We start from the raw sequence: 21,601 nt of genomic DNA, 5'->3' as shown, positions 1-21,601 counted from the left end.
CTCTTTGCTTAAATATTAAGCTGCATTTATTACCCCTTCTATTGGTGCTTTATCTGGGTTTAGGGTCACGGGCCCAACTGCCTCACAATTTCTCACGTCTTTAGACCAGCGCGTCGGTCTTCTTGCCTTTGCCGCTTCAAGCACTTCCTTACGCTTGGCTAAAATAGCGTTATCTAGCTGAGCATGACGTTGTCCTGGTGAGACAAAATTGAGCTGGCTGTGTTTATGTTCATCGTTGTACCAGGTTACAAACTTTTCCACCCATTCTCTTGCTGTTGCTAAGCTGCTAAAACCTGATGCAGGCCACTGTGGTCGGTATTTTAAGGTTTTAAATAACGACTCTGAAAAGGGGTTGTCGTTACTCACCCGCGGCCGACTTAATGATGCCGTAATACCGAGTTCTTCTAGCTTGGCTTTCATGGTCAATGACTTCATCGGCGCCCCATTATCAGAGTGCAGCACTAATGGCGTATTAAAACATTGTTCGCGTAACATGCAGCGTTGGATTAGCGCGGCGGCGTACTCACCGCATTCTTGTTCGTGAACTTCGTAACCCACTATTTTTCTACTGTAAATATCTTCAAACATGTACAGATAATAAAACTGGCCTTTGACGGTTGAAGCCAAATAAGTGATGTCCCACGACCACACTTGATTCGGCCCATCTGCCCGATAACTTAACGGTTTGCTTCGATTAACAGCAGCCTGAGTGCGACCACGATGGTTAAGTTGACCATGAGCATTTAACACTCTGTAGAAGCTGGATTCCGAAGCGATATAAATCCCGTTATCTAATAATGTTGGCACAATTTGCGACGGGGGTAAGCTGGCGTACTCCGCTTGATTACACACACTTAATATCTGTTGTCGCTCATGTTCTTCGAGTTTATTGGCGGGCTCTGGACGAGCCGCTGTCGGCCTTAAATCAGCTTGTACTTGACCTTCTCGATACCAACGTCGATAGGTACGCTTACTGAGGCCCGTTTCAGCACAAGCCTTATAAAGGCGAGCACCATTGGTATAGGCCTCTTGAATTAAGGCAATCAATGCTATGCGCTCAGGCAAGGGGGTTAGCTCTCCTCGCTGTCGTCCCCCCAGAGCGCATTGAGCTTTTTTCTGAGCACCAGTAATGCGGCAGCTTCTGCCAACGCTTTCTCTTTGTAGCGCAATTCCCGTTGCAGCGATTTGATTTCGGCTTTGTCAGCCTTGGCCTGCTGTTTAATGGTTTTAGTTTGTACTTCTGAGGTTTGAAAACCAGACAAGCACTCCAACTTCCACTGTTGTACTTGTTCGCGGTACAAGCCTTTTTCACGACAATACTGGCTTATTTCTGCTTCTGATAGCGGAGCAGTTTCAATAATCACGGCAAGTTTGGCTTCAGCTGACCAATCATCGGCTGTTAATGTTTTACCTGGCACGGGGCGACCTTCTTTTCTGGCAATATCCCGCCAATGATACAAGGTTTGCACCGCAATGCCTTCTTCCCGAGCAACCTCTGCGACCGTTAAATTGTGAGGCGGTAATAATTTTTTAAGGATCGCCTCTTTACGTTCTGGTGAATACCGAGCCATTTTGTTCTCTTTTGCCGCACCCTGTCTTTAAAAATAATGATTATTTAGGGGTGACAACAATCCTGACACAGGGGGCAAGATAGACAAAGTGGAACAACTCAATCGCAAACTTAAGGGTTGGGCACAATTTTATCGACATACTGATTACACCGCGAAAGTTTACAGCAAAATTGATCGTATTATTTTCTGGAAACTCGCTAAGTGGTTGGCTAGAAAATATCGTTGTTCTATTAAATCGTTAATGATGAAATGGATCAAACGTCCAACACCAAATCAGGCGACGACATGGGTATTATTTGGTAAAAGCAATCGTGGAAATTTATGTGACGCGTCACTATTTAGATTAGTGAGTAGTCCTAAATTACCCTTTAGATGGCGATCACCAGGAGCAAACCCCTACCTCAGAGATGAAATTAGAAATACTGTCACGTCTCGCTATAGCGATGTTGCCATGGCTGTTAGCCACAATTAAGCGGAGAGCCGTATGCGCTGAAAGGTGCACGTACGGTTCGGAGAGGAGAAGCAGAGAAATAGTTCGACTACGCTCTGCCTCTTACTCTACTGCTAACCAACGAGGGCTGGCTCTATCTGGCCAGAAAACTATGAATTAAAGAAAGTAGCTTAGTGGCGTGTCCAGTGTTGCCGGATCAGATCAGGAGTGGAAGTACCAACTTTACTTCACACTGCAAGCAAGGTCACAGGTGTTGATCTGGGGCTGTTTCATTTCGCCATCGAATCGAATGGCAAAAAGATAGCCAACCGAAGATTTGTAAAGCGTGCTGAGAAAAACCTCAGACGTAAGCAGCGTCAGCTATCAAGAAAAGCAAAAACTAGATTGATGGTCGCCAAATGCCATGAAAAAGCAGCGAATGCTCGCGCTAATTTAGTAAATCAGACTATGTTGATTAAGTTCAGCTATGCTGCCGTAAGCTTACAATCAGTTTACGCCGCCTACGACTGCCGTTGGTTTCTTTGGCTTTGTCCTGCCCTGTATATATCCAGCCGTGTGAGATTTTGGTTGCCTGAGTCTGAGTTAAATGGGCAATTAACTCTGCGGTTTGCTCAACAGATTACAGGCTTTGTGAACCGCGACATTTTCAGACTTGAGCTTCTCTGACAAGGTGTAATCGGCAAGGTGACGGCGGACCGTTGATTCATTTATCCGTAATGCTTGAGAAATCATTGTCGCGGTCCAGCCTTCGGATGCAAGAAGTACTGCTTTAATGCGGTCACAAACAAGCCCGTCACGCGTTTGAGCATGCAGGGTCTCTAGGACTTGTTTTTGGTCAGGAGTAGTCTCGTGACAGCGACCTTAATCCTCATGTCACTGAAAATCAAGCATCTTCATTGATCACGAGTATAGGAGGGTTGAGCCATATCTGATTTCCTCTTCTTAACTGACCAATACTCGCACTTTTGCGAGCACTTCATTTAGCACTGCAACGGGAGCTTTTTCGATATACTTGACGTCCCTTGCTGCGTAGTCAATCGTCTTGACTTGTTGACACAAAACAACACCTTTGGTTTTATCGGTATCAACAGCAACCTCGAAACCATGACCTCTAACCCTAGATGTTATTGGTGCGACTAAAGCAAGTTGAATTTGCTTGTTGAACGGCTCAGGCGAAAGTACCAGCGCAGGACGATGATGAGCCTGCTCGTGTCCCGCAGATGGGTCAAAATCAATCCACACTATGTCACCTCGTTTTGGGGTGTAACTCATTAGATTTCTTCCTTGCCTACAGGTGACGAACTCAGCCATTGAGTATCTTCTGAATCAAGTTCAAAAGACCCTTTTGGACTGGCACTTAGCAACTCATCAAGTGTGAATATTGGGGTTGCTGGGCTCATCACAATACACCCCTGAACAACCTCTATTTCAACTTGATCCCCCATACCGAACCCTGCCTTCTTCAGCACGGCAGCAGGGATAATTGCTCCGGCAGAGTTCCCCCATTTTTTGATACTGGTCTGCATATTAACCTCACCAACCATGATACATTGTTTAAACATGCTACCACCAAATATGGGGTTATACAATGTATAACCCCATATTAAGGTGCAATATCGAGTGCTTGGCTGATAGCTCGCGGATCAACATCAAGATACGGCCAACCCAGCAATTCAAGAGTTCTAGAATTAAAGGCGGCTGGACGGTCATTTCTGCTTATGGAAGCTGCGTAAGTTTCGATACTATCGAGCAGCGGCTAACGAAATAAAAAGCATCACCCGATAGGGCGGTGAGAAGTCACTCAGTATCTGGATAAAAATGCCGTAATGGTTCCATTTGTTGATGAAGGATGCGGAGGATGTAGATCCCATAAGTCTGTTTTTTATCGGATAGCGCGGAAAACCTCGCCGTTCAGGGCGAGGATGAATAGCGCAACGGCGAAGCCGTTCTGAGGGCTACGCCGGAGTTTGTTGCTGCTCAATATACTGCCGGATGATCTCAATTGGCGCACCACCACAGCTCCCCGCAAAATAACTGGGCGACCAGAGCGCACCTCCCCAGAGTTTCTTTTTGATCGAAGGGTAATTCTTTTTTCGGATCATCCGGCTGGATACACCTTTGAGACTGTTAACCAGATTCGACACGGCCACCTTCGGCGGGTAATTCACCAACAAATGCACATGGTCGTCTTCACCGTCGAACTCAACCAGCTCTGATTCAAAATCAAGACAGACCTTTTCAAAAAAGATTTTTAGATCATCCAGCACTTCTTTGGTAAAGACATTTCGTCGGTATTTTGTTACAAAGACCAAATGAACGTGCATTTTAAAAACACAATGCCTGCCATGCCTTAAATCGCTTTCAATTTCCATAGACCAATCTATAATTGAGTTGTATTGACACAGTATGAGCAAGCCATGCAACGACTGCAAGCCTACAAATTCGAACTGATTGTCACTGGAGAGCAGCAGCGCCAGATGCGCCGCTTCTCCGGTGCTTGTCGGTTTGTCTATAACAAGGCGCTGGCGTTGCAAAAAGAACGACATGAGCAGGGTGAAAAGAAACTATCGGCCTTTGAACTGAATAATCTGTTACCACAATGGAAAGCAGAGCCAGAAACAAAATGGCTGTCTGATTCACCTTCTCAAACGCTGCAACAGTCGCTGAAAGATTTAGATCGGGCGTACAAAAATTTCTTTGCCAAACGAGCAGACTTCCCGCGCTTCAAAAAGAAGGGTCAGTCAGATAGCTTTCGCTATCCACAAGGGGTGAAACTGGAGCAAGGTAATAATCGACTCTTCCTGCCCAAGCTCGGCTGGCTGCGTTACCGCAACAGTCGGACGGTGGAAGGTGAGATTAAAAACGTCACGGTCAGTCAGGTTTGTGGTAAGTGGTATGTATCGATCCAGACCGAGCGGGAAGTTGAAATTGCCGTGCATCAGGGCGATGCCATCGGCATTGACATGGGCATTGCCCGCTTTGCCACCCTGTCCGATGGCCGTTTCTACGCCCCGCTCAACAGTTTCAAACGGCACGAAACCGCTTTGCGCAAGGCGCAGCAGGCCATGAGCCGCAAGGTAAAATTCAGCAATAACGGGAAAAAGGCCAAAGCCAAAGTTCAGCGCATTCATTCCAATATCGGCAACAGCCGCCGTGACTACCTGCATAAAATATCAAACGACATTAGCAAAAACCACGCGATAGTCTGTATTGAAGATTTGCAGGTCAAAAACATGTCAAAATCAGCGGCAGGAACCGCCGAGCAACAGGGTAGGAATGTTAGGGCGAAGTCAGGCCTGAATAAAGCCATTCTTGATCAAGGCTGGTTTGAGTTCCGTCGCCAGCTCGATTACAAGCTGGCATGGAATGGCGGCCACCTGATCGCCGTTCCACCGAAAAACACCAGCCGGACGTGTCCGTGCTGTGGTCACATATCGAAGAATAACCGCGCCACGCAAGCTCGGTTTGCCTGTGTGGAATGTGGCTTTGAAGAAAACGCCGATGTCGTCGGCGCGATCAATGTATTAAGGGCGGGACACGCCCGATTAGCCTGTGAAGTGAGTGGTGCAACAATGCCGCCAGCAGCAGGAACCCACCGAAGCGAGTCCGGCGTTCGCGCCTAACCGCAGTAGGAATCCTCGTCGTTTACGGCGAGGAGGATGTCAAAGAAAATCGCATGTTTATGATGATTATGACGTCGAAGTTCTTTAGCAATTTCTGGACACTCATGCCCCATTAGAGGCTGCTCAGTGATTGCCAACAAAGCATTATGCATACTTACCGTATAGTCATCCGCTTGCTTAACACCAAAGTTCAATAGGGTGTATTCAAAAATTCGCTCAAAGTCTTCGGCAGCAAGGTTGGAAAGTTTATACATTGTGCTTTTGTTTCACCATTGCAGCGATGTCATGAAGTGATAATGCGCATTCACCACTTTGCTCACCAGCTTCAATCGCCATTTTCAAAGCTATCGTCTGGTTTTCTTGTCTTTCTAATAGTCGTAAGGCAGAACGAACAACTTCGCTTGTCGAGCCATAGCGACCTGACGAAATAAGCTGACTGACAAATTCATCTAACTGTGATCCGATAGTAACACTGGTTGTCCGTGACATGTTTCCACCGATTTGTGTGAATAGTTAACACAGCAATAATATATGATGTTAGATACCAAATCAAAGTAATGTTAATGAGTAAGCGTCTAGGCAAAGGCACAAAAATGCTGGCCACACCTAAAAACTTGCAACTGCCAAGACAACACTCAAAAAAATGAATGCAGAGATAGACTTAGGCTGCTTCCAATACCGTGATTATTTCCCCAAAAGTAAAAAAAATCGCTCAATTTGAGCTGTTGCAGCGTGAGAAACATCCTGATCGTGAATATCCATTTTTCAATGATTTTGCCTATCAGTGGTTTGAACGCAAAAAGGCGACGTGGAAAAATAGCTATAGAAACACCATACAAAACGTTTTAGATAAGTATCTGATCCCACAATTTGGCAATACATTGATGAATGAGATCACCCTATCGCAGGTCGATTTTTATCGTCAGCAGTTAATGCAAATGGTGAGAGCAGATAATACCCGTCAATTATCTAACCGTCGCATTAATAACTTACTGTGGCTCATCGTCTCCATGGTAAGCCTCGCGGCAGAAGAATATAAATTTGAATACCCATTGAGACGCTATCGCTCACTTAAAGAAGAAAAGGCTGAGTCTCATCCGATGACGATAAAGGAGGTGGAGGATGTCAAATTGGCCTTGGGTACTTTCTACCCTCTGATATCTCGATTCGCCATGCTTGTGAGTAGTCATAGACATTCCGTTATTTAGCTAATTGGTATTCTTTGACCAAGCAAGGCAGCGGGATTTTAAGCCCCTCATTCAGCTTGCGGATCATGTTCAGACTAAGCCGACGTTGGCGGTTTAGCACTTCTGATACTCGGCTACGTTGCCCAAGGAACGGCACCATATCGGCATCAACAAGCCCTTGCTGTTCCATGCGAAACTGAATGGCCGCGATTGGATCTGGCGTTTCAATTGGAAAATGAGCGTCCTCAAACGCGCTCACCAGCGTGATCAACACTTCCAGCTCATCACCCTCTGGCGTGTTAGGTTCAGCATCAAAAAGCTGTTCAATACGCTTTAAGGCTGCTTCATTATCAGCCACGGTTCTGATCGGTTTAATTTGCATTGCAAACCTCCTAAATTGTGGTTGCATCAACTTTGTCATACTCAGCATGAGAACCAACAAAGCGAACATAGACCATTGCAAACTTGTAATTCACGGCCACAATAAGACGGTACTTATTGCCGTGGATGTTGAATACCACCCTGTTATTGCCAACAAAACTCGCGTTGCGGTACAACGCTTTTATGTCTTGCGGATTTTGCCAGTTAGCGTTTTTAGCTTCCTCGTACCATGACTTGAGAGGTTGCTCACTATCTTGATAAATGGGCTGCTCCCAAAACTCCCGCAATGCGACTCTTGAAACAACTCTCATGCAATCCCCTTTTCTATATTTCCCATTATGGGAAACGCATAAACGATAGTCAATAATTAATTTCCCTTTTTGGGAAAATATATTAATTTTTTGATTTTTACCATATTGCTGCGAGCAAGCGTGTACTCTCCTTCATGCTCGGGTATTTGTGGGATTTTGGGATTGTGGGATTGTGGGATTGTGTAGCTAAGAAGGTTCTGCTGGAATTGACATCCTCCCCCCCTAAAGGAGGTGGAGGATGTCAATGAATCACTCTTGCCTAAAGCCGCTTAAAAAATTCTGAGGAGCTCGTAGCACTTTTTGCAATTAAATCAATTTTTTTACCACTGACTAGGTAAGCGTAATCGCGTGTGGAATATCCGTAGAATATGGATTTCATCTTGCTTAACCCTGTACGGGATGATGAACGGGTAATCCTGTATAACCTGTTCCCGTGTACCAACTACGCGCCCAGCCCGTCCCATGGCGGGTTGCACCGGCAATAAGTTCACTAAGCGGTAAACGTCTTGCACGAATGCTTGAGCGACCTTGGGGTTGTCTTTGGCTAAATAATCATACGCATCTTCAAGATTTTGCGCGGCCTTGCGCAACCATTTAACCCGCATTGTTCCCCCAACGCTGGAACTTGGCATTCATCTCGTTCTCTGGCACAAAATCACCGGCATCGGCTTCACGTAATGCGGCTTGGATTTCAGCAATTTGCCAAGCTTCCCGGTCTAAATAATCCTGAATCGCTTGGCTGGCCAACCACGATTTAGTTCTGCCAGTTGACTGGGCAAGCTGTACCAGCTTTTGCTCGATTTCATCGGATAAGCGCACTGACATGACACTCATGGTAAACCTCATCATACAATGTATACATCAAACTACATTACACTGATTGAGGATAAATTGCCATGTTTGGCTTATCAGCCAAACTGAATGTTAGTATCCGTCCGGTGATCTGCACCTAGCCTAGTTTTGCATTCCAAGGTAACAAATGATCCAGGCTTTCTGGCTTGAGTGACAGCTGATCTAGGCAGTACATGAGATAGTCAAAAGGCATCAGCCCATTAGCCTTGGCAGTTTCTATCATGCTGTACAGTATGGCACTGGCTTTTGCTCCATTGGCCGTATTGGCAAATAGCCAATTTTTACGGCCAATGACGAACGGCTTTATGGCTCGCTCTGCGCGATTATTGTCGATATTCAGTCGCCCATCCTCAAGATAGCGGTTCAGATTGGGCCATTGATTTAGGCAGTAGGTTATTGTCTTCCCTAAGCTGCTTTTAGGTGGCACATGGCGTTGTGATTTCTCCAGCCAACGATGCAACTCATCCAGTAAGGGTTGGCTGTGCAGCTGCCTTTGTTGGCGGCGAACCTCGGGGCTTGAATCTTTATTCAAGGTTTCGATTCGGTAGATTTTCTGGATATGGTTCAGAGCCCAGTTTGCCTTGCCCGTTTTGCCTTTAGGCTGAGCGATTTCAGCCTCTGTGAACTTACGACGAGCATGGGCCCTGCAGCCCACGAGTTCGGCATCGGTTTTAGCATAACCGGCGTAACCATCGACTTGCAGGTAACCACTAAATCCGTCGTTTATTTGAACTTGATGGATGAATAATCCGATACTGGTATAGGTCTAAATTTAGGTCTATACTTAGGTCTTGGTATAACTGTCGCAACAGTAGAAAATGGAGCTATGATGTTACAGAAAATTTTATGTGGCTATACCACACCGATCAGCAAGTTCAAATCAAACCCCAGTGCTGCATTAGCCGAAGCCCAAGGAGATGCAATTGCGGTGTCATCTAATAACCAAATCCAGTTTTATGCGGTACCGGCGTCACTGTTTGAAGAAATGACGGCGTTTTGTGAGTTTGCCCAACGTGGCACCACCACATTGGAAAGCATCCCTGCCCAGTTTACTGCTGCCAATCTAAACATGGATAAGGTTTCGACTCAGATGGCTAACAAACTGAAGCAAGGTGCCAAGTGACAATTTGAGGAATGGAAGTAAAGGCGGTACGCATATTTACGCATCCCTATTTAAAAGAGGCCCTAGGTGAGCTGGCTACCAAAGCATTAGTAGATGATTTTCGGGTGTATAAGGAAGGTAAAGGCCTGCCTACCGCCTTTGGCCGCGACGTTCCTTACCTGTTTACCCATAACCGCTCGTATCTTGAATTACAACATCTGCATTTCAAAGCTGCAGGTTTTCAGCTCAAGCTAGTGCAATTCAAACGGACCAGCGGTTATGTTCTGGTGTATTGTCCAGGCTTCTTCAACAGCCATTGTTACCTACTGATAGCCATCATTAAACGTTGGGATAAGAACAAGCCGAATGATGTCGATAATACCGATCGTGATAGCGGCTTAATGAACCAACTGGAGAAAATAGCCGAAGGCTTCAGGGAGCAGTTTTAACCGTCATTCCGCACCTAATTTTCGATTTAAAAAAACTTGACGGCGATCGGCCATTCTGATCTATTACTACTTTTTGCAGGTAGATCATTATGGCCACTCCCGCTATCGCTATTCGTAACCTCGACCACCTTGGTTTGGTCGCTGCACTCTGCCAAGAACTCGGCATTGCTCGCATGATTGATGCGGTGCTCCCCAAAACGCCGCCCTACAAAGTTTCACATGGTGAAGCCTTGGTGGCGATGATTCTGAATGGTCTTGGCTTTCATAGCTCCACCTTGCACATGTTCCCGCAATTCTTTGCCAACAAGCCTGTAGAGCGTCTGATTGGCCCTGGGATCTGTGCCGATGACCTAAATGATGACGTGCTCGGCCGCTGCCTTGATGCCCTCTTTGAGGCCGATGTCAGCACGCTTTATCAGGTGATGGCGGAACAGGTCGTCGAGCGATTGGAGCTCAAAAGTACCGCAGTACACCTCGATATCACCAGTTTCCACGTCGATGGTGCCTATGACCAAGTCGATGGCGAACAGCTCGGTAAGTTGCAATTGGTACGGGGCTACAGCCGCGACCACCGGCCAGAGCTAAACCAGGTTATCCTGGAACTTATCTGCGAAAATCAAGCCGGCCTGCCCATTTATATGCAAGCCTTGAGTGGCAATAGTAATGATACCAAGGCCTTTGCCCAGACCGTACGGCGCCACTTGAGCAGTCTCAAGGCCGCGCAGGAGAGTCGTTATCTGGTCGGCGATGCGGCGCTGTATTGCACCGACACCTTGCAACTACTGGCACAACAGCAACAGTTGTTCGTGACTCGTGTGCCTGTCACCCTCAATGAGGCCAAGCGAGCCGTGGCAACCATTGGCACCCAGTCGCTGGTTGCGCTGGGCAATGGCTATCATGGCTGTTGGCAAAGCGCCAATTATGCCGACGTCGCGCAGCGTTGGTTGCTGGTGCGCAGCGAACAGGCTAGCCACCGTGAGCAGCAAACATTAGCCAAAAACCTACTGAAAGACAGCACGCGTGAGCTGAAAGCCTTTGGCAAATTATGTGCTCAGCGTTTTGCCTGCGAGGCCGATGCGCAGGCTGAATTAGCCCGTTTTGCAGCCAACTTAAATCTGCTGCAACTGGAAGCAGAGGTCGTGAGTGAACCTCTCTATGCTGGGCGCGGAAGGCCGCAAAAGGGTGAAGTGCCGGTGAGCTACCAATTTCACATCAAGGGGTTAGCCGCAAGTAGCTTGGCGCGGGTAGCAGAGGCACGCAACCAGACTGGGGTGTTCATCCTCGCGACCAATGATCACAGTGAAACGCTCACCATGGCTGAGCTGTTGGCAATCTATAAAGCCCAGCAGAACGTCGAGCGTGGGTTTCGCTTTCTGAAAAGTCCCGAATTTTTAACCTCGTCGTTGTATCTTAAAAAACCAGAACGTATCGAAGCATTACTGATGGTGATGACCTGTAGCCTGATGATTTATGCGGCGCTGGAGCACCGTATCCGGCAGGGCTTAGTAGAGCAGAATCGCAGTGTGGCGGACATGAAAAAGAAACCCACGCAAAAACCAACTGCGCGCTGGATCTTTTTACGCTTTGGCGGGGTACACGAGTACCAGTTAGGAGAGGCGCCACCTCAGGTCACGGGGCTAACGGCCGACCAGCAGATCATTCTCGACGTGTTAGGTGAACGCTATCGGCAAATTTATTCCTAAATCAGGTGCGGAATGTCGGTTTTAATCATACCGAATTTGCCCAACGCGCCAAAAATGTAAAGTTAGCCTACATTAAGGCCTTGTTGCTTGTCCGCTGATACAGCATATCTCGACTCTCTACGAGCTTGTTGGATCATGGCTGTTTATTGGCAGTTAATGTGAGTCGGTGGTCCCGCTTATTATCAGCTAATGTGAGCCCAGTTTGGCGGATGTAATCGCGCCGAAGGGATTATGTGTGCAAGCCACTACAGTTACCAAACATATCGTTCTCCTATGATTCAGAAGAACAAGGATGGCGACATATGGTCAAGTTATGAAGGTGTGCTTCGGCGGACGCTTACGTTATTCTCGATAATTGCTCCTGCATTATTCTACCTTCGCCCGTCCCTGGGCTCGTACCTCCTGCATCTAACTACCATGGAGGGTGGAAATGTCATATTTTGTATGGAACAAAATTGACCATGCAGTCGTTCGCGGGAATGACAGAAAAGAGAAGGATTACGGAACGCTCGCGCGCTCACTCACCGTCAGTGCACAGCCCGCTCCGTTATCCGTAAGTCACGCAGTGACGTTCCGTAGCCGCAAAGCGGCGTTCGTAGAAGCTATCGCTTCGCTGCCAGAGTCTAAAGCGACGTAGTGGCGTTCTAAAGCGAGCTGGCGAGCGTCCTAGGGCCGAAGGCATCCTAGCAGCAGTGCTTTTTGCTGCGTACTTGCGGCCGAAGGCCGTCCTAGCCGTTACGCAGCATCATCATTGCGCTATTTGTATTGCCAAAATTCATCAAAAGTTTCGTCATTAAACATAGCAAGATCAAAAATGTCGTTAAAACTCCCCCGTTGGCTACGTTGGTTTAATTCCTTTTGTATCGCTTGTACTGTTTTGATCTTAGTCACTTTTGCGAGTAACTCTTCAGTTTCAATCGTGAGATGATCACCATATTGGGCCAACTCCCTAGCGCGTGATGCTTTTGAACCACTCCCAAAACGTTGCCAAATCATACTTTTAATATCATTACCATTCTGCATTGATTGATAGTCTTGATTTAATAAACTAATTTTAACCTGCAACGCAGCCTCAATACGTTTAATCATATCTGCATCGGCCTCAAGCTTATACTCTGGCAGATATTCAAGAGCCAACATCAGCAAGGCGACAGCATCCTTGCTTTTCTTGGCTTGAGATAGTTGCTGCATCAACTCTTTTTTTAGCGCCTTTTTAGCAGGTTCAGGCTCTTTATCGGGATGAAATTGATTTGCCAATTGTCGATACAATTTGGTCATGGTTTTATCGCTAAATAACTCAAGGCTTAATGCTTGCTCTGGTTGACTCGATTCAAAGAAAAAATCATCCTCTTGGGCATCATACTCAGCCTCATCTTGCTCAAACGCATTTTCAGCGTCGCCGTCATCAAAAGCCTTATTGTGCTGCTCAGCCAATTTTTGCTCAAAAAATGCCTGGAACTTCGCCGGTTCATCAATGAGTTCAGACAGTTGCGCATCGTCTATATCCAACTCAAAGCCAAACATAGATTCTAACTCTTCACGAAAAGCATCAAGCTCGTGCTGACCAATGTCTTGCTTAGGCAAGGTTGCTTGATAAGCCATAAGCAAACTAGTGAAGCTATCGCGTATTTCGTGAGTATTGATAGGATTAAACGGGTTCGATTCAATAATACTTATTTCTTCGTCAATCCATTCTAGCAGCGCCTCCCGTTGGCGACCTTTAATGGATTTACGCGGCACAAAAGTCAATAAATGACGCACCCATTGGGCTGAGGCTTCACATACGGCCTGCTCTTTTTCAAGTAATTGTGAGGTGAACTCGCGATAAAAACCCTCTAATTTTGTTTGATAACGTTTATTTCTTAATTGTTTTTTTTCGTAGTCTTGCCACAATTTTTCGAGTGTTTGCGAGCGGTTACGTGATTGACTTGAAGCCGAAGTATTGATGATGTTCATTAATGACATAAATATTTTCTTTTGATGAAATGTTTACAAACCCGAGTGACCCAAAGTACAAAACTCGCATACCAATATAGCGAAAAACGTGACGACATCCTTAGCAAAGCGACGTTAGAAGAACGCTAGAGCGCTTCGCAGCTAGAGTCTAAAGCCAGCTTGTGAGTATCCTAGATTCTCGCGACTAAAGGCCATCCTCGATTCTCACTGCCGCAAGCAATTACTTATAAACCAAGCAATGATTGATCAGTTGATTCTGTATGCTTTGTCGTTGGTTCAAAAAAAGTAGCACAGTAACAAGAGACTCATCATTAATGTAGCTAACCTCGTACAGTATTCTAAAATCCTCTTTTATCGCGTGCCTTACTTGAGTAATGCCAAGTTCAACTAACTCTTGACATAATGCATGGCTCAAAGGATTTTGCGTCACAGATGCTTCAAATGCCTCAATAACTGCCTCAACTCTCTCAATAATAGTGATCTCGTCATGCCATTGGGAATAGTGAGATATAGCACTATCTACGGTATCTTCAAATGTCTTGGTATATTCAAGTTTTACCACAGACATACTACTTATTATCCTTTAAAGCCATTTTACGACCCGCCAAGCGTTCCTTGAATGCATTTGATGACATAGTGCGGCCATTTTGTTGATCGCTTTTTGCAAAACTGACTAGCTTGAGTAAAGCTATCGCCTCATCACGTCGATTTCTATCCGCTACCGACTCGATAACGTAAGCAGGTACACCATTTTGAGTAATAATCATCGGTTCATCGAGGGTTAAGCTCGCGGCATTTTTCTTCAAAAAACTGATTGTTTCTATGTTCATAGGTTGATGCCTAGTTGATTAATTGAAAATAAGAAAACCCATTCACTAAGCCAAAATCATATCATGCGATAGATTAAAGACCAAAAAAAGACTAAAAAAAGACTAAAAAAAGACTAAAGACATCAAAACGCTTAACGCCGTGCTGACGGTTGACAGATTACGAATTACGGAACGCTCCAAGCTCAACTCACCGTCAGGGCACTGCCCGTTCCGTAACCTGTAACCGCAAAAGGCGGCATTCCTAGCCCCTAGCAGCGAGCTTGCGAGCGTCCACTGCATGGATGCAGGAGGTAGAATAAAGCAGGAGCAGTTATCGAGCAACGCCCTAGTTTCTCCCAGCCGAAGGCCGTCCTTTTTGCTGCGCCTTATATGCTATATACTCACCCTGTATTCATTAAATCGTGCAATGGGCCTATGCAACAACTAAATGAAAGCATTATCATCAACTTACTACAAGATAACATCCCGCAGTTGAGATTGATCTACCTATTTGGCTCCTATGCACAGGGCACGCAACACCGCAACAGTGATATCGATATAGCGGTACTCGCCGATGTCACTTTAGACAATATCGCCCGCTGGCAACTTGCCCAAAAACTCGCCTCAGCGTTAGATACTGATGTTGATCTTGTTGATTTACGCACGGCATCCACAGTGTTATGTCAGCAGGTAGTCACCCAAGGAAAGCGACTTTGGGGAACGCGACAAGATGATGAGATTTTTGCAGTGAAAACCATCTCAATGTACCAACATCTACAAGCTGAAAGACAAGCAATTATTGATGATGCAACGGCCAAAACAACAGCCAACGATCACAGGGGACGTCACTTTGAATGACATTATTATCAACAAAATAGCAACCATCAAACGCTGTATAAAACGCATCCAACAAGTTTATGGTGATGGCAGCATGTTCAAACAAGACTTCACCCTGCAAGATAGCGTTATCCTCAATTTACAACGCTGCTGCGAAGCCAGTATCGACATAGCAAACCATATTAACCGCCAACAACAACTGGGTATCCCCCAAAGTAGCCGTGATAGCTTTACACTACTTTCACAAAATAAAATAATTAATCAGCAGCTTGCAGACAACTTAAAGAAGATGGTTGGCCTAAGAAATATCGCAGTACATGACTATCAAGAACTCAACCTCGATATCGTTGTGCATGTTGTACAGCATCATCTTGAGGATTTTGAGCAATTTATTGAAGTGATAAAATTTTGTCCAAGAATGAGTTATTGAATCACTCTTGCCTAAAGCCGCTTAAACAAGCCCTGAGGAGCTCATAGGGCTTTTTTAATTAAATCAAACTATTAACACTGACTAGGCAAGCGTAATCGCGTGTGGAATATCCGTAGGATATGGGTTTCATCTTGTTTCACCCTGCGGTTGTCGCAAAACGGCGTTCGTAGAAGCTAGAGCGAGTTTGCGAGCGTCCTAGCAGTTGCGAAGCAACGCCCTAGATTCTCGCGCCACGCAGTGACGTTCCGTAGCCGCAAAGCGGCGTTCGTAGAAGCTAAAAGCCTAGAGCCACATAGTAGCGTCCTAGGGCCGAAGGCCTCCTAGCAGCAGCGCTTTTTGCTGCGTCCTAGCAGTTGCGAAGCAACGCCCTAGATTCTCGCCCGAAGCGCCCGCTTTACGCCGCTCTTACTGCCTCTGCGATAAACTCGGCTTGAGTCTGTGTCATCAGATTATCCGTTGACTCCACCATCACCCGGATTAAAGGCTCTGTGCCGGACTTACGTAATAGCACGCGTCCTTGGTCGCCCAAAATCCCTTCCGCTTTTACCACCGCTTGCTTAACACTGTCTAAAGCCAAAATGCTGTCGGCACTGCCTGATGATAAACGCACATTAATAAGTACTTGCGGCAGCTTGGTCATGCCCGCTTTAATGTCGGCTAAACGTTTGCCTGACTCTAAAATGGCTTTAAGTACCTGCAAAGATGCCACAATGCCATCGCCAGTTGAAGCATGCTGCAAACTCAAAATATGCCCAGAGCCTTCGCCGCCCAGTTGCCAACCCGTTTGTTTGAGCTGTTCAACCACATAACGGTCGCCCACCTTTGCACGCACAAAAGGAATATCCATTTGTTTGAGTGCCAGTTCTAATCCGAGATTTGACATGAGCGTACCAACCACCCCGCCCTGCATTTCGCCTTTTTGATATGCTGCTTGTGCCAAAATAAACAAGATCTCATCGCCATCAACCACATGGCCATTATGATCAACAAACATGACTCGGTCGGCATCACCATCGAGCGCAATACCTAAATCCGCTTCATTGATCATCACCGCAGATTGCAAGCTATCTAAATGTGTTGCGCCACAATGATCGTTAATGTTCACGCCGTTGGGTTTGTCATTAATGCTAATCACCTCGGCCCCTAACTCGCGATACACATTCGGGGCAATATGGTAGGCAGCACCATGGGCACTATCGACAACAATCTTTAATCCCGCCAAGCTTAAATGATTCGGGAAGGTTCCCTTACAAAACTCAATATAACGGCCTGCGGCATCATCAATACGGCGAACCTTACCGAGTTTTTCAGAAGCCACACACTGCATCGCATTATGCTGCAGTGCCTGCTCTAACAAGGCTTCAATTTCAAGCTCCTGCGCATCATTTAACTTAGTGCCAGCGTTTGAAAAAAACTTAATACCGTTATCATAAAAAGGATTATGGGAAGCACTGATCACCACGCCAGCGTCAGCTCTAAAGGTTGAAGCTAAATACGCCACAGCAGGCGTTGGCATGGGGCCAATCAAAGCCACATTGACACCAGCAGCAGAAAAACCCGCTTCCATTGCGGATTCCAGCATATAACCGCTAATGCGGGTATCTTTACCAATCAACACTTCTTTAGTGCCAGTGGATGCCAGTACAGTCCCTGCCGCCCAACCTAACTTCATCGCAAAATCGGGAGTAATAGGAAATGTCCCTACCTTGCCGCGCACACCATCGGTACCAAAATACTTCCTAGACATACAAAATCCTTATAAATCCGACATTCCGCAGCTAATTTAGGAATAAACTACCTCATAGAATCTACCGAGTAATTTGAGTAGTTGTGTTTGGTGATCTTGAAGTCCAGTGATGAACCTTTGGCCGTTAATCTCTAGCGTATCTATGCCTTCGAATTGCAAGAAGACCCAACGTGCCGTCGGTCTGGAGGTCGTCTTGTTCTTTACCATACTTGGGAAGAACGCTTCGGTTTGTGCGAGTTGTTCTCTGATTTTGTGTTCTAAACTAGCGTAAACAAGCAAGCTCAACGTCATTATCATTAGCAACGCTTCAATGCGCTCAGGCTTTTTCAAGAAGATGGAAGAGGTTAAAAACTCAGGGCTTTTTAGAAAACGGAAGCCGCGCTCGACTTTTTGTTGCGATTTGTAATGTGCTAGAAGAGCCGCCATGGTGAGTGCTTCATTGTCGGTGTCATTCGTCGCGAGGATAAACATGCCTACTTTGAGCTTAGCCAGTTTTACTTTTTCTAGGTCGGTGAAGGGGGCGGCTTCGATAAAGTATTGGTATCCTGTCGGTGCTTCATCTGTCTTTGGGCGGCCCGAATGAGAGTAAGTCGGCTGTTTGATGAGAGTGCCTTGTTCAAACCCAAGTAAGTCACATTGTTTCTTGAAATCGTTAAACGCTAATTCTGCGTCAACTTCACAAGCGAATGGTTTTTTACTTAGCTTTTCCAACGCTTTGATTTCTTTTGCTATGTTTTTCTCTAAGTTCTTGAAGAAAGTGATTTCTTCCCGCTTGGTGGCCTGTTCACTGTGAACGAGCAACCAACGTTGATTGACCTTTCCGTAATCCGAGTCTATCCAACATCCTGAGTAGCCATGACCGATAGTGCTTAATTGCTCTGGCTCTAGCGCAAGTAGTGCTTGTTTTGCGAGCTTGATGGTCATGGGGACACGGGTAATGAATTTTTGATTTTGCTCATCTAGCGAGGAGATGCTTTCTTCGGTGTACAAAGCGGCATCAGCGATAAAGTAACGACTATTTTGCGCGGCTTTTAGGCAATGTATGTGTCTTTTAGTGACTTCAGCGAATGCCTTGGCATCATTGGTGTTACCACTCAGTGCTTGCATGTAAACAGGAATACCTGCTTGGTTTTCACAGATGAGTTCAAGCACGACTTGGTTAAGCTCTGGCCTATGATCCCGACTATAACCTCTTACAAGCTTAATCACGTTGGTGTTTTCATCTTGTGCATACTCACCATCAACGTGGAAGCTAGTGATATCAAGATGAACAGAATCGGTCGTCAAGCCCAGTTTATCAACAACACGCTCAGCAATAACCTGATAGAGCGCTGAGACATCGGCTTCGTATAGAGCATCTAATGTGCGGCCTAGTACATCATCAGTCAGGTGGTGTGCTTCAATGTCTTTGGCGAGTAGCTTAGATACAGGCTTGGTCTTAAAAAAGTCCGAGAACATGTGCAGTGTTCTGCTATGAAAGCCAAGTCCATTTAGGAGCATGGCCAATACCGCGTCACCATGAGAAACATTGTGGTCAGAATATTTTGGGATAACGGCATCTATCATCCGTGGCAGGCCAATTTCGTGACAAAAGGCGGCAATGAGACCAAGGTGATCTAAGCGTTTAATAACAGGATGGGTAGACATATTTTGAGACCGTCAAATAGCAGTAATAGATCAAAACTGTCGATCGCGGTCAAGATGGTGTCGTAGTTTTTATGAAAAGCTGATCGCCAGATCACACTATTTAAATTCTGGAATTAGCTGCGGAATGACGGATAAATACCAAAAGAAAAAGCCAGCTTAAATTAGCTGGCTTTTGCAAAAATGACCTTAAAAATTATTCCTTTCTAAACCGGGTCAAAAGTTGCCACACATTAGCAAGGGCCCAATTATAAGCGGCAAAAATAGCTAAAAAAGCAACAAACATAATGGCTTCGGGGACTTGAGCTAAATCAGCACCAATACCAATCACGGCAAGCAACAATGAGGCAAGGGATATTCTAATCAATGTCTGTTTACGGTTATAACCCGCACGCTCAAAAATATGGTGCAAATGGTCACGATCTGGTTTAAATGGTGACATGCCTTTTTTAATCCTTCTGTACATAATTGCCGCCATATCCATTAACGGGATAGCGATAATATATAGTGCAGTAACAGGCGAAAACACTTGCCCTTTATGTAGCAGATTACTATTGGCTTGCGTGCCCAACACCAATAACCAAACAACCGTTAAACCAATCAGCATACTGCCAGCATCACCCATGAAAATCTTCTCGAAAGATGCGAATGGCCAACGCAAGTTAAACAATAGGTATCCTATTATCGCACCAATGAATAGTAAAGGAAGTACAAACCAACTATTTCCAGCCCAATAGAACAAAAAAGCCAATGACGAAAAGGTAACAAGACTCAACATCCCAGCTAAGCCATCAATACCATCCACCATATTAAAGGCGTTGATAGCACCTATCACCGCAACAGTGGTTACAAAAATGCCAACATAGCCGAGTTTAAATTCAAAAAAGTACAAAATATGGCCAAATGTGGTGAGATATAATCCAGCCCCAAATATCAGAATAGAGGCTGTAATCACTTGGGCAGCTATCCGCACACGTACAGATAAATCATACTTATCATCAAGCACGCCAAGAAAGAGGATTAACGCAGCAGAAATAAGATATAAGTTTAAGGTTTGGCTTTGCGGAATAACAATGTTGGATACCAGTAGCACACTACAGTAGATAGAGACTCCTCCAATCAATGGGACAGCACCTTCATGTAGCTTACGCTCATTGGGTAAATCAACTAAGCCGACACGTTGTGCAATAGGATTTAAGACTTTGATTGCAACACAAGTTAAGCAAAAAACACTCAAAAGCGGTATGAGGTATTCCATCACTCTCTTCCTTTAATAGCAACTGCTGCCGAAAATACTAACGACTTTAAAAAAAGTCTATTTCAAAAATATGACAATGGATTATAGCAGCATGCAATTAGCTAGATAAGTATCAAACAAAAATTTTTAGGCGCGAGAAAAGTCTAAACGGACCTCAGAAACTTAACATGACGATGTAAAAAAGCTGTGATACGCCAAATATTACTCAAAACCGTAAAATAAGCTGCGAAACTCAATAAAAATGCGAAAAACATAATATATTCATCAACCTTTGCAAGCTCTGACCAAATACCAATCCCAGCCATCAAAGCTGCCGCGACGCAAATTGCTAATAAAGATTGAAAAGGTGACAAACCTATACGTTGACAGATATGGTGTAAATGCTCGCGATCCGGCTTAAAAGGCGATTGGCCCTTACGAATTCGACGGATCATAATGCACGCCATATCCATCAGCGGTAATGCTATCAACCATAGCGCAGTAACAGGGCGAATAGTCGTTGCTCGCTCACCTTGGCTAGCCACAATCAACAACCAAATTACAGTGAAACCAATGAAGATACTTCCCGCATCACCCATAAATACCTTAAAACGCCGCCCAAACGGGAAGCCTAAATTGAGCATGATGTAAGGCAGCATAGCTGTAACTAACAGAGCGCAAAAAAGCGCATTATTTGCCATCCCATTCCAATAAAAGAGTAAACCTAAGCCACCAAAGGTGACTGAGGCTAGGCCCCCCAGTAAGCCATCAATTCCATCGACCATATTAAACGCATTAATAGCACCAATAACCGCCACCGCGGTTAATACGTAGCTAGCAAGTTCAGGTATTTGTAACGCCTCGCTCCCCATCAAATACCCAAGATTATATAAACTACGTTCACCCAGCACTATCATTGCAATTGACACCAAGGCTTGTATCACCAAACGCAGCTTAAAACTGATGTCATAGCGGTCATCAATGGCCCCCACTATCACCAGCGCCAACGCACACCCCATATACAAATATGGCAAAGTCAACAATTCAGGTAACCACAGTAAGGCAAGCAGCATAGTCACAAAAACCGAAATCCCACCTACTAAGGGAATTTGTCCAGTGTGATGCTTACGTTCATTAGGTTTATCAACTAAGCCAGTACGTTGAGCAACCTTACGAAATACAAACAAACAGATAAAAGAAAAGAAAAAAACAAATAAAACTGCGATGCTTGCTGACATAAAACCACTAAATTAACAGATAACTAAATAAAAATGGACAGTTATGAAACTGTCCAAGGGCTGCCTAACAAAT

The 21,601-nt window shown here is 45.4% G+C and carries 26 protein-coding genes and 3 pseudogenes; 10 read left to right on the top strand and 19 right to left on the bottom strand.

Features of this window, described 5'->3' with window-relative positions; all coding sequences use genetic code 11:
• Positions 1–15 precede the first annotated feature (15 nt).
• Positions 16–1,571 (bottom strand): IS3 family transposase gene (locus N5E87_RS07030; protein WP_088213182.1). Its coding sequence is split into 2 segments (ribosomal slippage): positions 16–1,109 and positions 1,109–1,571, totalling 1,557 coding nucleotides; the frame shifts between segments, so codons are not numbered across the junction.
• Positions 1,572–1,659: 88 nt separating this feature from the next.
• On the opposite strand from N5E87_RS07030, the gene N5E87_RS07025 reads away from it, so the two are divergent.
• The gene (locus N5E87_RS07025) at positions 1,660–2,043 is read left to right on the top strand and encodes a group II intron maturase-specific domain-containing protein (protein WP_347881463.1); all 384 of its coding nucleotides are present in this window, start codon (positions 1,660–1,662) and stop codon (positions 2,041–2,043) included.
• Between the two features lie 186 nt (positions 2,044–2,229).
• Positions 2,230–2,457: pseudogene (locus tag N5E87_RS07020) on the top strand (transposase); the annotation flags it as partial.
• A gap of 28 nt (positions 2,458–2,485) precedes the next feature.
• On the opposite strand, the pseudogene N5E87_RS07015 reads toward N5E87_RS07020, so the two are convergent.
• From N5E87_RS07015 to tnpA, 4 genes and pseudogenes are all read right to left on the bottom strand, one after another.
• Positions 2,486–2,835, bottom strand: a pseudogene (locus N5E87_RS07015) (helix-turn-helix domain-containing protein); the annotation flags it as partial.
• Between the two features lie 129 nt (positions 2,836–2,964).
• The gene (locus N5E87_RS07010) at positions 2,965–3,294 is read right to left on the bottom strand and encodes a type II toxin-antitoxin system PemK/MazF family toxin (RefSeq protein WP_014610905.1); all 330 of its coding nucleotides are present in this window, start codon (positions 3,292–3,294) and stop codon (positions 2,965–2,967) included.
• Entirely contained in the window at positions 3,294–3,584 is a 291-nt protein-coding gene (locus N5E87_RS07005) for an AbrB/MazE/SpoVT family DNA-binding domain-containing protein (protein WP_220777345.1), read from the bottom strand. Before N5E87_RS07005 ends, N5E87_RS07010 begins: the two co-directional genes overlap by 1 nt.
• Positions 3,585–3,977: 393 nt before the next feature.
• A complete protein-coding gene (gene tnpA / locus N5E87_RS07000; RefSeq protein WP_037426855.1) occupies positions 3,978–4,394 on the bottom strand; it encodes an IS200/IS605 family transposase in 417 nt (138 codons plus the stop codon).
• Between the two features lie 45 nt (positions 4,395–4,439).
• Here tnpA and N5E87_RS06995 point away from each other — a divergent pair, with 45 nt between their 5' ends.
• Positions 4,440–5,645 (top strand): transposase, encoded by a 1,206-nt coding sequence (locus N5E87_RS06995; protein ID WP_279775216.1) that lies wholly within the window; start codon positions 4,440–4,442, stop codon positions 5,643–5,645.
• Here N5E87_RS06995 and N5E87_RS06990 read toward each other — a convergent pair.
• Both N5E87_RS06990 and N5E87_RS06985 read right to left on the bottom strand, forming a co-directional pair.
• Positions 5,642–5,899 (bottom strand): type II toxin-antitoxin system RelE/ParE family toxin, encoded by a 258-nt coding sequence (locus tag N5E87_RS06990; RefSeq protein ID WP_279775215.1) that lies wholly within the window; start codon positions 5,897–5,899, stop codon positions 5,642–5,644. The genes N5E87_RS06995 and N5E87_RS06990 overlap by 4 nt on opposite strands.
• Positions 5,892–6,134 carry a type II toxin-antitoxin system ParD family antitoxin gene (locus tag N5E87_RS06985; RefSeq protein WP_014610908.1) on the bottom strand — a complete coding sequence of 81 codons (243 nt, stop codon included), beginning with the start codon at positions 6,132–6,134 and terminating at the stop codon, positions 5,892–5,894. The genes N5E87_RS06990 and N5E87_RS06985 overlap by 8 nt, the downstream gene beginning before the upstream one ends.
• Positions 6,135–6,325: 191 nt before the next feature.
• On the opposite strand from N5E87_RS06985, the gene N5E87_RS06980 reads away from it, so the two are divergent.
• Complete coding sequence (locus N5E87_RS06980) at positions 6,326–6,853, top strand: hypothetical protein (protein ID WP_279775214.1); 528 nt, start codon at positions 6,326–6,328, stop codon at positions 6,851–6,853.
• Here N5E87_RS06980 and N5E87_RS06975 read toward each other — a convergent pair.
• From N5E87_RS06975 to N5E87_RS06955, 5 genes and pseudogenes are all read right to left on the bottom strand, one after another.
• Positions 6,846–7,214: a DNA-binding protein gene (locus tag N5E87_RS06975; RefSeq protein WP_014610936.1), complete on the bottom strand. Its 369-nt coding sequence runs from the start codon at positions 7,212–7,214 to the stop codon at positions 6,846–6,848. The genes N5E87_RS06980 and N5E87_RS06975 overlap by 8 nt on opposite strands.
• A 10-nt stretch (positions 7,215–7,224) precedes the next feature.
• The gene (locus N5E87_RS06970; protein WP_014610937.1) at positions 7,225–7,524 is read right to left on the bottom strand and encodes a type II toxin-antitoxin system HigB family toxin; all 300 of its coding nucleotides are present in this window, start codon (positions 7,522–7,524) and stop codon (positions 7,225–7,227) included.
• Between the two features lie 320 nt (positions 7,525–7,844).
• The gene (locus tag N5E87_RS06965) at positions 7,845–8,129 is read right to left on the bottom strand and encodes a type II toxin-antitoxin system RelE/ParE family toxin (protein ID WP_069453194.1); all 285 of its coding nucleotides are present in this window, start codon (positions 8,127–8,129) and stop codon (positions 7,845–7,847) included.
• Complete coding sequence (locus N5E87_RS06960) at positions 8,119–8,358, bottom strand: CopG family ribbon-helix-helix protein (RefSeq protein WP_069453195.1); 240 nt, start codon at positions 8,356–8,358, stop codon at positions 8,119–8,121. Before N5E87_RS06960 ends, N5E87_RS06965 begins: the two co-directional genes overlap by 11 nt.
• Positions 8,359–8,473: 115 nt before the next feature.
• Positions 8,474–9,094 (bottom strand): annotated as a pseudogene (locus N5E87_RS06955) (IS66 family transposase); the annotation flags it as partial.
• A gap of 108 nt (positions 9,095–9,202) precedes the next feature.
• Here N5E87_RS06955 and N5E87_RS06950 point away from each other — a divergent pair.
• The 4 genes from N5E87_RS06950 to N5E87_RS06935 all read left to right on the top strand — a co-directional run bounded on the left by N5E87_RS06950 (position 9,203) and on the right by N5E87_RS06935 (position 12,267).
• Entirely contained in the window at positions 9,203–9,499 is a 297-nt protein-coding gene (locus N5E87_RS06950) for an antitoxin of toxin-antitoxin stability system (protein ID WP_224021882.1), read from the top strand.
• Between the two features lie 11 nt (positions 9,500–9,510).
• Positions 9,511–9,927: a type II toxin-antitoxin system YafO family toxin gene (locus N5E87_RS06945; protein ID WP_126512853.1), complete on the top strand. Its 417-nt coding sequence runs from the start codon at positions 9,511–9,513 to the stop codon at positions 9,925–9,927.
• Positions 9,928–10,016: 89 nt separating this feature from the next.
• Positions 10,017–11,630: an IS1634 family transposase gene (locus N5E87_RS06940; RefSeq protein ID WP_218558478.1), complete on the top strand. Its 1,614-nt coding sequence runs from the start codon at positions 10,017–10,019 to the stop codon at positions 11,628–11,630.
• Between the two features lie 430 nt (positions 11,631–12,060).
• Positions 12,061–12,267: a hypothetical protein gene (locus tag N5E87_RS06935; RefSeq protein WP_279775213.1), complete on the top strand. Its 207-nt coding sequence runs from the start codon at positions 12,061–12,063 to the stop codon at positions 12,265–12,267.
• A gap of 119 nt (positions 12,268–12,386) precedes the next feature.
• Here N5E87_RS06935 and N5E87_RS06930 read toward each other — a convergent pair whose 3' ends face one another.
• From N5E87_RS06930 to N5E87_RS06920, 3 genes are all read right to left on the bottom strand, one after another.
• The gene (locus tag N5E87_RS06930; RefSeq protein ID WP_279775212.1) at positions 12,387–13,595 is read right to left on the bottom strand and encodes a molecular chaperone DnaJ; all 1,209 of its coding nucleotides are present in this window, start codon (positions 13,593–13,595) and stop codon (positions 12,387–12,389) included.
• Between the two features lie 211 nt (positions 13,596–13,806).
• Positions 13,807–14,154, bottom strand: coding sequence for a type II toxin-antitoxin system RelE/ParE family toxin (locus N5E87_RS06925; RefSeq protein WP_055647497.1), 348 nt, complete (start codon positions 14,152–14,154; stop codon positions 13,807–13,809).
• 1 nt (position 14,155) lies between these two features.
• Entirely contained in the window at positions 14,156–14,416 is a 261-nt protein-coding gene (locus N5E87_RS06920) for a type II toxin-antitoxin system Phd/YefM family antitoxin (protein ID WP_086904670.1), read from the bottom strand.
• 414 nt (positions 14,417–14,830) lie between these two features.
• On the opposite strand from N5E87_RS06920, the gene N5E87_RS06915 reads away from it, so the two are divergent.
• Entirely contained in the window at positions 14,831–15,253 is a 423-nt protein-coding gene (locus tag N5E87_RS06915; protein ID WP_088585314.1) for a nucleotidyltransferase domain-containing protein, read from the top strand.
• Entirely contained in the window at positions 15,246–15,662 is a 417-nt protein-coding gene (locus tag N5E87_RS06910) for a DUF86 domain-containing protein (RefSeq protein ID WP_088585313.1), read from the top strand. Before N5E87_RS06915 ends, N5E87_RS06910 begins: the two co-directional genes overlap by 8 nt.
• A gap of 394 nt (positions 15,663–16,056) precedes the next feature.
• On the opposite strand, the gene glmM is transcribed toward N5E87_RS06910, so the two are convergent.
• From glmM to wecA (N5E87_RS06890), 4 genes are all read right to left on the bottom strand, one after another.
• Positions 16,057–17,409, bottom strand: coding sequence for a phosphoglucosamine mutase (gene glmM, locus N5E87_RS06905; protein ID WP_279775211.1), 1,353 nt, complete (start codon positions 17,407–17,409; stop codon positions 16,057–16,059).
• A 36-nt stretch (positions 17,410–17,445) separates the two neighbouring features.
• Complete coding sequence (locus N5E87_RS06900; RefSeq protein WP_011787758.1) at positions 17,446–19,056, bottom strand: IS1634-like element ISSpu7 family transposase; 1,611 nt, start codon at positions 19,054–19,056, stop codon at positions 17,446–17,448.
• Between the two features lie 193 nt (positions 19,057–19,249).
• Entirely contained in the window at positions 19,250–20,311 is a 1,062-nt protein-coding gene (gene wecA, locus N5E87_RS06895) for a UDP-N-acetylglucosamine--undecaprenyl-phosphate N-acetylglucosaminephosphotransferase (RefSeq protein ID WP_279775210.1), read from the bottom strand.
• 143 nt (positions 20,312–20,454) lie between these two features.
• Positions 20,455–21,528, bottom strand: a complete 1,074-nt coding sequence (gene wecA / locus N5E87_RS06890) for a UDP-N-acetylglucosamine--undecaprenyl-phosphate N-acetylglucosaminephosphotransferase (protein ID WP_279775209.1) — start codon at positions 21,526–21,528, stop codon at positions 20,455–20,457.
• Positions 21,529–21,601: the final 73 nt, after the last annotated feature.

The organism is Shewanella sp. GD03713, from assembly GCF_029843705.1.
Taxonomy (GTDB): Bacteria; Pseudomonadota; Gammaproteobacteria; order Enterobacterales; family Shewanellaceae; genus Shewanella.
This window is presented reverse-complemented; position numbering and strand designations above follow the sequence as displayed.